The following is a 2,188-nucleotide window of genomic DNA, read 5'->3' as shown; positions in this document are numbered from 1 at the left end:
CGTGCCACCCAGCACCACGTTCAGCATCTGCGAGCCCCGGCAGATCCCGAGGATCGGCAGCCGCCGCTCGAAGGCGCCGCGCAGCACATCGGATTCCATCGTGTCCCGGGCCGGGTCGAGCCGCACCCCAAGCCGCAGCTCGCCGCCGTAGAGCGTGGGCGCGATGTCGTCGCCGCCACCGATCACCACGCCGTCGACCTTGTCGAGATCGACCCTCCGGTATCCGGTCTGCCAGCGCAAAGCCCGCCCACCGGCGAGCCAGACCGCCAGCGCCATCAGCGGAAACACCCGCCAGCCCGAGCGGCGCGAGACGGTGACGCCAATGACCGGCCTCAAAGCCCCGCCTCCTGCAGGATGTGCTTCACCCGCCCCGCCCAGTCGGACCGCAACGTGGTGAGCGAGGCGCGATGGTCCCGCCACGCCGCCTTCAGCCGCACCATCAGCGCCGGGTTCTCCGAAACCCGCTCGACCAGCACCCAGCGGTTCCATTCCTTCGCGAGCGACCAGCCGGGCTCGTCGATGCGGCAGTCGGGCAGCCGCAGGTGATAGGTCGGGCGGGCCGAGATCTGTTCCATGTCCATCACCCGCGCGACGCGGGAGTGGTCGATCTCGGCGAAGATGCAGAGCATGTCGAGCCCGTGGTTCCGCGAGGGCGCGTGCTCGAGATAGGTGTTGATGAGGTTGCGCATGTCGGCGGGCGCGTCCGGCGCTGCCAGCCGGTCGACCAGCGCACGCGGATAGGGATCGACCCAGGGCAGCAGCCGCCGCGACAGGTCGATGCCGGCGATGCGGCGCAGGTGATCCTCGATCAGCGCGTAGGCGGTCAGTACCGGCGCGACGTCGGCAAAGTCGAGCGACACCGCCTCCGGATTGAAATGCGTGCCGAAGCCCAGCAGCACCCCGCTCGAGGTGCCGGTGGCCCCCGCGTTCGCCAGCGACACCAGCGCCTTGTCGAGCGCCTCGATCTGGCCGACCTCGATGGGGTCGCTCACCACCTCCACGGGGACCACGCTGCGCGCCAGCTCACGGAGCTGCGCGCCAAAGCCGTCGCGGTCGAGCTTCTCCGCATCGGGGAGATCAGAAGTCTGGGACATCCGGCACCTTGGTTGGCAGGGTTTCGTCGGGCTCGAAATCCTTGAGCGAGAACGCCACCTGGACGCGGTAGCGATCGCCCTCGCGGCCCTGGATCAGGTCGCCGCCGAGCTGGGTCGCGAAGGCCTGGATCAAGCGCGAACCGAGGCCCTTGGGCTCGATCCGGATCGCCGGATCGACGGTCTCGGGCGTGGCGTCGCTGTTGCTGATTTCGAGCACGGCGCGTCCGTCGCCCTCGTGCTCGAAGCGCACCGAGACATCCGCCTGGTTCTGGCCCGCGGCAGGCGAGGCATATTTCATCGCGTTGGTCAGCGCCTCGGCGGTGAGCAACGACAGCGGCACCGCCTGGTCGGGCACCGCCTCGACATGGGCAAGCTCGGTCCGCACACGGACGGGACGGTCGTTGACCTCGGTCATCTGGGTCATCTGCGCCACCAGTTCCTCGAGCAGGACGCCGGAATTGACGTGGCCGAGATCCTCGGTCTGGTAGAGGTTGCGGTGGATGGTGGCGAGGCTGCGGATCCGGTCCTGCAGACGGTGCAGCACCAGCCGGGTCTCGGCCTCGCTGGCCTGCCGGATTTGCATGTTCATGATCGAGGAGATGAGCTGGAGGTTGTTCTTAACCCGGTGGTGGACCTCTTTCAGCAGGATGGTCTTCTCGCGCAACGCGTTCTCCTGCTGCGCCTCATCGCGCAAGATGGCGTCGGCCATGTCGAGGAAGTCATTCTCCATCTCCGCCACCTCGGCCGGGACCGCAAGGTCGGTGTGGTGGTCGGGAATGCGGCGGGTGCGGGCAAAGCTGCGCATCCGGCGGGACAGGCGCTTGATGTGGCGGATCACCAGACGGTTCACCGCGAGGAAGGCCACGATCACCGACGCGGCCCACATCAGGAGCGGCAGCGCCTTTGCGACGCCGCTCACCGTCAGACCCTGCGCCTCGACGTTGTCGTGGCTCCAGATCCCGAGCGCATGCACCATGCCCGGCACCAGCGGGGCGGCGGCGTAGACACGGGTTTCCCCGTCCTTGCTGCGCGCGGCAAAGCTCTGCGAGCGCGCGCCCACGAGGCTTGCGAGATCGAGGTCCGCCGGCAGCATG

Annotated in this window: 3 protein-coding genes; all 3 read right to left on the bottom strand. The window is 68.5% G+C overall.

The window, feature by feature from the left end; translation table 11 throughout:
- Positions 1 to 336: gamma-glutamyl-gamma-aminobutyrate hydrolase family protein (locus HC022_RS24725; RefSeq protein WP_167454159.1), on the bottom strand; the 336-nt coding region annotated here is incomplete at its 3' end.
- Positions 333 to 1,094 (bottom strand): amidoligase family protein, encoded by a 762-nt coding sequence (locus HC022_RS24720; RefSeq protein ID WP_254885263.1) that lies wholly within the window; start codon positions 1,092 to 1,094, stop codon positions 333 to 335. The genes HC022_RS24720 and HC022_RS24725, both read right to left, overlap by 4 nt.
- On the bottom strand, positions 1,078 to 2,188 hold a 1,111-nt coding region (locus HC022_RS24715; RefSeq protein ID WP_167454158.1), incomplete at its 5' end, for a sensor histidine kinase. The genes HC022_RS24715 and HC022_RS24720, both read right to left, overlap by 17 nt.

The sequence above is a fragment of the Salipiger sp. HF18 genome, assembly GCF_011806505.1.
Classification (GTDB): domain Bacteria; phylum Pseudomonadota; class Alphaproteobacteria; order Rhodobacterales; family Rhodobacteraceae; genus Salipiger; species Salipiger thiooxidans.
Note: the sequence above shows the minus strand (reverse complement) of the source record. Positions and strands in the feature narration are given on the sequence as shown.